We start from the raw sequence: 6,826 nt of genomic DNA, 5'->3' as shown, positions 1-6,826 counted from the left end.
TTGTTTCAGCATCCACTCTTCCTCTCGGGAACGGCCCCTTGTCGCACGGTGGATGCTGAAACAAGTTCAGCATGACGGCGGAAGGGATGGCTTGAGGGATCCCCTCACCCGACCGACCGCATGCACAGCCCTACCGGCCCCACGCACCTAGTTCGCCGCCGGCTCCGGCGTCGGCTGCCACAGCTCGATCTTGGTGCCGTCGGGATCGAGGATCCAGGCGAACTTCCCGCTCGGGTCGCTGTCGTCGCGCTTGAGGATCGTCACGCCCTTGGCCTTCAGCCGGTCGAGAAAGACCGACAGGTCGTCGACCGCGAAGTTCAGCATATAGTCGCGCGTCGATGGCGCCATATAGGCGCTCGCCTGGCCGAAAGCGTTGAAGATCACCGCCGGCGGATGCGCGGGCGCGTCATAGGCGAGCGCCGCCCCGCCCCACGCCTCGACCTTGATGCCGAGGACATCGCGATACCAGGCCATCAGCGCCTTGGGGTCCTTGCTCCGCACGAAGATCCCGCCGACCCCGGTGATCCGGCCGGCCGGCTCGGCCGCCGGCGCGCCCGGCGCCAGCCCCGCGCACAGCAGCATCACCGGCAAGGCTCCGCGGACCGCGCGCATGACGGGGCGTCCCCGCTCGCGGCTCATGGCGCCGGATCGGGCGGATTATGCGCCACGACGAAGCCGACCGCCGCCTCGAGCATCTTCAGCCGGGTTTCGCCGGTCGAAAGCCAGTGATCCTCGCCGGGCAGCGTCACCAGTTCGACCGGCTTGCCCGCGCGACGCAGCGCCGCGGCCATGTCGCTGCTCTGGCCGTAGGGCACGACGGTATCGTCCTTGCCATGGATCAGCAGGATCGGCACGTCGGCCTGCGCCGCGAAATTGACCGGCGAAACCGGGCGCAGATCCTGGCGGGTGCCGATCTCCTCCTCGATCGCCCGCTTCATCGTCGCGTCGTAACCGGATCCGCTGATGTCGGCGGCGGCCATCCGGGCGACATCGCTGACCCCCGCCACCGCGACCGCGCAGCGATAGAGGCCGTGCTGGAGGGTCACCCCCGCCAGCGCCGCATAGCCGCCATAGCTCGCCCCCATGATGCAGGCGCGCTTCGTATCGGCGATCCCCTGGGCGGCGAGAAAGGCGAGGCCGTCGGAGATGTCGCTCTGCATCTTGCGCCCCCACTCGCCATTGCCCGCGCGCCGGAAGGCGGTGCCATAGCCGGTCGATCCGCGGAAATTGGGCTGGAGCACCGCATAGCCGCGCGACGCGAACGCCTGCGCCCACCAGTCGAACACCGGATAGTCGCGCGCGGCCGGGCCGCCATGCGGGAAGATCACCACCGGCAGATTCTTCGCCGGCCGCCCCGGCGGCAGGGTCAGCACCGCGCCGATCTCCTGGCCGTCGGCGGCCTTGTACTGGACCATGCGCATCGGCCCGACATCGGCGGCGTCGATCGGATAGGACACCCCCAGGTCACGCGCCTGGCCGGTCTTGATGTCGACCATCCACCAGGTCTGCGGGTCGCCGGTACCTTCGGTCATGACGATGACGCGGTCGAACCGGTCGTTCCAGCCGATCAGCTTCACCGACAGCCCCGGAAACGCCTTCATCGTCCCGTTGACGACCTTCTGGCGATAGGCGTCGAAAAAGCTGTAGGCCGGGACATCCCCTTCTTTGCGATAGCCGGCGAGCTGCCCGCTCAGCGGATCGAAATAGGCGGCGTCGAGCGGGGCATCGGCAAGAATCTCCTTCGGCGACCCGCCCGCCAGCGGCAGTTCGTACAGCCGCTCATCGTCCCCCTTGCGCCGTTCGCTGAACACCAGCGTATCGGGAGTCGCCCCGAGGCTGACCAGGCCGATGTCGCCGAGCGGACTGACGCCCTCGCCGATCTTCGCGCCCTCGCCATTGCGGATCGTCCAGGCGCCGCTGGTCGACAGATAGTCGAGCGTCGCGCCGACCTTGCCACCCGGGCCCATCACCCAGTCGCGCCAGCCGCGCCCTTCAAGCCGCGGCGCAATCGCCCGGGTCTGCTGGGTCTGCAGGTCGACCTCGTACAGCACCGGGTTGGTGCTGGTCAGATAGGGATCGGACGACCGGAAATCGCCGTCGAGGGTGATCCCGCTGAAATAACCATAATAGCGCCCGTCGCGCTGCTGGATGCCCAGATATTGCCGGACCCCGCCCTTGATCTTCGCCTCCCGGCCGAACACCGGCCAGGCCTTGCCGCCGTCGAGCGGAATGACCACCATCGTGTAGAGTTCGGCCATGTCGGTGGTGAAGCCCATGAGCTTGGTGGTGTCCGACTTGTAGACGAGGACGCGATCGTCGCCGGCCCAGTAGATGCCGCGGATCTTGGCATCGCCCATCGGAAAGCTGAGCATCGACTTCTTGCTCTGATCGAGGACGAGCAGGCTGCGCACCCCGTCGATCACCCCGATCATCGCGACATGGTCGCCCGAGCGCGAGATCGCGGCCCGCTCGACCCCGGGCAGCTGGCCATAGACCGCCAGCGGCGGTGCCGCGGCGGCGGCCAGCGGTGCGACCGGGGCCGCCAGCCCCAGCACCGCGCAGGCGGCGATCGCCACCAGCCTGGAATATCCTGTCATGCGCCCCATCGATTCATCCCCCGGAAGGCCGCGAATGTGCCAGCGCGGCGGCGGCCCGGCAATAAGGCGATCGGTCCGATTCCGACCGAAAACCGCGCATTTCGGCGCGGCGGGTCGCCGCGCCGCCGATCCCCGGCCGGGCTCACTTCGCCAGCGCGACGATCACCCCATGCCACTGGTCGAGCGCCCCCGGGATTCCGGCGACCGGCACCCGTTCGTTCAGCCCGTGGAGGAAACTGTCCTCGCTGCGGATGAACAGCGACGCGATGCCATAGGATGGCACTCCCAAAGCGCGGAAATAGACGCTGTCGCTCTGGCCGGCGTCCATGCTGGGGACGATCTCGGTTCCGGGATAACGCACGGCGATCGCGCGGCCGACCGCATCCATCAGGTCCTTGCGCATCGGCGAGGCGTCGCTGAACGGCGGCTCGCCGAGGATCGTCACCGTCGCGCTGGGGTCGGCGATGATCTTCACCAGCTGGGTCTTGACGCTATCGACCGGCACCCCCGGGAAGATCCGGCAGTTGACGGTGAAGGCGGCGCGCTGCGGCAGCGCGTTCGGGGCATGGCCGGCATTGACCATCGTCGCGACGCAGGTCGTGCGGATCTGGCCGACATATTCTGGCCGGCTGGACAGAAGATCGGCCGCCGCCGTGTCGGTCGGGTCCTTCGCAAAGGCCGCCATCGCCGCGCCGATCTCGCCCGGGGTGGTCTTCGACGCCGCGAGCAGGGTCGCACGGGTCAGCTCGTTCGCTGCCGGCGGAAAGCGAAACCCCTCGATCCGTTCGAGCGCATGCGCCATCCGATAGACCGGATTGGTCGCGGTCGGGCGGCTCGAATGGCCGCCGGGGTCGGTGAAGCTCACCTCGATATCGGCATAGGTCTTCTCGCCGCCCTGGACCCGGAACATCACCGGCTTGCCCTGCGCATCGAGCAGCCCGCCGCCGCCATCGCCGTTGAGCAGCAGTTCGGCGTCCTTATAGTCGCGCGCCAGCTTTTGGGTCGTCGCCATCGCGGTTTCCTCGTCGCCCGACAGCAGCAGGACGATCGACCGGCGCGGCACGAAGCCTTCCTTCTTCAGCCGCACCAAGGTCGCGATCATCATCGCGACGTCATATTTATTGTCCTGCGCGCCGCGGCCGAAAATATAGCCATTCTCCTCGACCGGCACATAAGGGTCGCGGGTCCAGTCGGCGCGCTTGGCGGCGACCACGTCCATATGCCCGCTCAGCAGCAGCGGCTTGAGCTTCGGGTCGCTGCCCTTGAGCGTGACCGCCAGCGTCGCGGTCTCGCCGATCGGGGTGATGCGGATATCGGCATCGGCGAAGCCCGCCTCCTTGAGCACCGACGCATAATAAGCGGCGAGCCGCGGCACCTGCCCCGCCCCCTCCTCGGTCCTGAAACCGATCGACCGGATCAGGATCGCCTTGGCCAGCGCCGGATCGGACGCGGCGCAGGCCGGCGGGGGAGCCGCCAGCGTTCCCGCAAGGGCCACCAGCAGTGCCAATGGCGTTGAACTCTGACCCGTTCGTGTCGAGCGTAGTCGAGACACCTCGCGGTGGTGGAGCATGTCTCGACGACGCTCGACATGAACGGAAAAGGGGGAAAGCTTCGACCGCCAATGAAAGACCGTCCGCGTTGCAAGCTTCATGAAAATCCCCCTCGACCGGCCCGCCATCATCTGTTGCATGGCCGCCATCGCGGCGGCAATCGATCACGCCGCCTTCAGCGCATTCTCCAGATCGGCGATCAGGTCGCGGACATCCTCGATCCCGCACGAATAGCGGATCAGCCCTTCGGGTATACCGAGGTCGCGGCGCTGGTCGGGGGTGCATTCGACATGGCTGGTGGTCGCCGGCGGCCCCGCCAGCGTGTTGACCGACCCCAGGCTCGCCGCGCGATGCGCGAATATGAGCGCGTTCAGCACCCGCTTGACGCTGTCGAAGTCGCCCTTGAGCGAGAAGCTCAGCACCCCGCCATAACCCTCCATCTGGCGCGCGGCGATGGCGTGGCGGGGATGATCCTCGAGCCCGGGATAGAAGACTGCAGCGACCGCGGGATGCGCGCGCAGCATCCGCGCGATCGCCAGCGCGGTCTCGTTCTGCCGCCGCACCCGCAGTTCGAGCGTCTTCATCCCGCGCAGCAGCAGATAGGCGGGGAACGCCGCCAGCGTCGCGCCGGTGATCTCGCGATACTGGAAGATGCTTTTGACCAGGTCGGCCCGGCCGGCGACGATCCCGCCCAGCGCATCGTCATGCCCGCCGAGGAACTTGGTCGCGCTGTGCACGACCAGGTCGGCGCCCAGCGCCAGCGGCCGCTGGTTGATCGGGGTCGCGAAGGTGTTGTCGACCACCGAGATCGCGCCCGCAGCCCGCGCGCTGGCGGTGGCGCGGGCGAGGTCGAGGATCTTGAGCGTCGGGTTGGTCGGGGTCTCGAGATAGACCAGCCGGCATCCGGCGGCGATCGCGCGGTCGATCGCATCGGCATCGTCGGTGTCGACCAGCACCGCCTCCACCCCCATCTGCGGCAGGATATCGAGGAATATCTTGCTGGTGCCGCCATAGCTGTCGGTGATCGACACCACCTTGTCGCCCGGCCGCAACAGCGTGAACAATGTGTTCGAGATCGCCGCCATGCCGGTCGCGAAGCTGGTCGCCGCCTCGGCGCCTTCGAGCAGCCGGACCTTCTCCTCGAACACCGCGACGGTCGGGTTGGTGTTGCGGCTGTAGATATGGCCTTCCGCCGTGCCGAGCGCCGCCGCCAGCCAGCTGTCGACATCGGGATAGGCGAAGGGCGCGCTCTGGACGATCGGCACCTGCGCCGCGCCGAAGGCGAGCGGCTGTTCCTCGCCGCCCCAGGCGAGGATCGTGGCCGGATGCTTGGTTTCGATCGACATTGCGGGTTCCTGTCGGCTTGATGGGGAACGCCGCGAACGCGGCAGGCACAATGACTTTAGGGGCCGCTCCGGAATGATCAATTCGGCTTTCGATTTCGACCCGCTTTCCGCCGAATTCGCACGCGATCCCTATCCGGCCTATGCCGCGCTGCGCGGGCAGGACGGGCCGGTCCATCATGCTCCGTTCGATGTCTGGCTGCTCTCGCGCCATGCCGATGTCGCCGCGGCGGCCACCAACCCGACATTCGTCCGTTCGCTCGAACCGGTCTTCGACCCAGCCGAGATCGCGCGGCAGAAGATCGCGCAGAACTGGCACGACATGCCCCATCATGCCCGCTTCGTGCAGTTCAGCCTGCTCGATTCGGACGGCGCGGTCCATGACCGGTTGCGCCGCCTGGTCTTCCGCGCCTTCACCCCGGCCCGGATCGCGCAGCAGCGCGCCGCGATCCAGGGCTTCGTCGACCGCCTGCTCGACCGGTTGCTGGCAGGCGGGCCGATCGATTTCGTCGAGGATTTCGCCGCGCAGGTGCCCGGCCATGTCATCGGCGCGATGCTCGGCGTGCCCGAAGAGCATGCGCACCGGCTGCGGACCTGGTCCGACGACATCGTCCAATTTTTCGACGTCGACCGCAGCGACGATCGCAAGCGGCGCGCCGAGATCGCGACCACCGAATTCTACGACTATCTCGTCGGCCTGATCGCGCAGCGCGAGAGCGCTCCGCGCGACGACCTGCTCGGCACCCTCGTCCTCGCGCGGCAGGCCGGAACGATGAGCGAGGACGAGCTGATCTCGACCTGCATGCTGATCCTGATGGCGGGGCATGGCTCGTCGATCGACATGCTCGGCAGCGGCCTCCATCTGCTGCTGCGCTTCCCCGCGGCGATGCAGTCGCTGCGCGACGATCCCCGGCTGATCGCGACGACGATCCAGGAGATGTTCCGCTACGAGGCCCCGCTGCCCTTCTTCCACCGCTATCTGACCGAGGATGCCGTGGTCGCGGGCAGGATGCTGCCCAAGGGCGCGAAGATCGGGCTGCTCTACGGCGCCGCCAATCGCGATCCGGCGATGTTCGACCAAGCCGACCGGTTCGACATAGGGCGCGCACCGAACCGCCATCTCGCCTTCGGCAGCGGCGCCCATGTCTGCCTCGGCAATCACCTCGCCCGGCTCGACATGGAGATCGTCTTCACGACGCTGCTGCGGCGGACCCGCGCGATCGACCTCGCCGGCGACGCGCCCGCCTATAAACGCGGCCTGTCGGTGCGCGGCCCGATCGCGCTGCCGGTGCGGATGATACCGACTTGAAGGCCTTATATCGTTGCCCAGCCGTTC

5 protein-coding genes are annotated in these 6,826 nt (G+C 67.8%); 1 reads left to right on the top strand and 4 read right to left on the bottom strand.

The window, feature by feature from the left end; genetic code table 11:
- Positions 1–147 precede the first annotated feature (147 nt).
- The 4 genes from AC1RM6_RS29500 to AC1RM6_RS29485 all read right to left on the bottom strand — a co-directional run bounded on the left by AC1RM6_RS29500 (position 148) and on the right by AC1RM6_RS29485 (position 5,493).
- The gene (locus tag AC1RM6_RS29500; RefSeq protein WP_493108084.1) at positions 148–612 is read right to left on the bottom strand and encodes a VOC family protein; all 465 of its coding nucleotides are present in this window, start codon (positions 610–612) and stop codon (positions 148–150) included.
- 23 nt (positions 613–635) lie between these two features.
- The gene (locus tag AC1RM6_RS29495; protein ID WP_493108082.1) at positions 636–2,597 is read right to left on the bottom strand and encodes an alpha/beta hydrolase family protein; all 1,962 of its coding nucleotides are present in this window, start codon (positions 2,595–2,597) and stop codon (positions 636–638) included.
- Between the two features lie 142 nt (positions 2,598–2,739).
- Positions 2,740–4,095 carry a M20/M25/M40 family metallo-hydrolase gene (locus tag AC1RM6_RS29490; protein ID WP_493108086.1) on the bottom strand — a complete coding sequence of 452 codons (1,356 nt, stop codon included), beginning with the start codon at positions 4,093–4,095 and terminating at the stop codon, positions 2,740–2,742.
- Positions 4,096–4,311: 216 nt separating this feature from the next.
- Positions 4,312–5,493: a cystathionine gamma-synthase family protein gene (locus AC1RM6_RS29485; RefSeq protein ID WP_493108080.1), complete on the bottom strand. Its 1,182-nt coding sequence runs from the start codon at positions 5,491–5,493 to the stop codon at positions 4,312–4,314.
- A gap of 73 nt (positions 5,494–5,566) precedes the next feature.
- Between AC1RM6_RS29485 and AC1RM6_RS29480 the strand changes: the two genes are divergently transcribed.
- A complete protein-coding gene (locus AC1RM6_RS29480) occupies positions 5,567–6,799 on the top strand; it encodes a cytochrome P450 (protein WP_493108078.1) in 1,233 nt (410 codons plus the stop codon).
- Positions 6,800–6,826 lie beyond the last annotated feature (27 nt).

The sequence above is a fragment of the Rhizorhabdus sp. GW822-FHT03C02 genome, from assembly GCF_058801765.1.
This window is presented reverse-complemented; position numbering and strand designations above follow the sequence as displayed.

What these genes read in the sequence shown, in the direction of transcription:
- AC1RM6_RS29500 (WP_493108084.1), bottom strand. Translation starts at nt 612, where the DNA reads ATGCGCGCGGTCCGCGGAGCCTTGCCGGTGATGCTGCTGTGCGCGGGG.
- AC1RM6_RS29495 (WP_493108082.1), bottom strand. Translation starts at nt 2,597, where the DNA reads ATGACAGGATATTCCAGGCTGGTGGCGATCGCCGCCTGCGCGGTGCTG.
- AC1RM6_RS29485 (WP_493108080.1), bottom strand. Translation starts at nt 5,493, where the DNA reads ATGTCGATCGAAACCAAGCATCCGGCCACGATCCTCGCCTGGGGCGGC.
- AC1RM6_RS29480 (WP_493108078.1), top strand. Translation starts at nt 5,567, where the DNA reads ATGATCAATTCGGCTTTCGATTTCGACCCGCTTTCCGCCGAATTCGCA.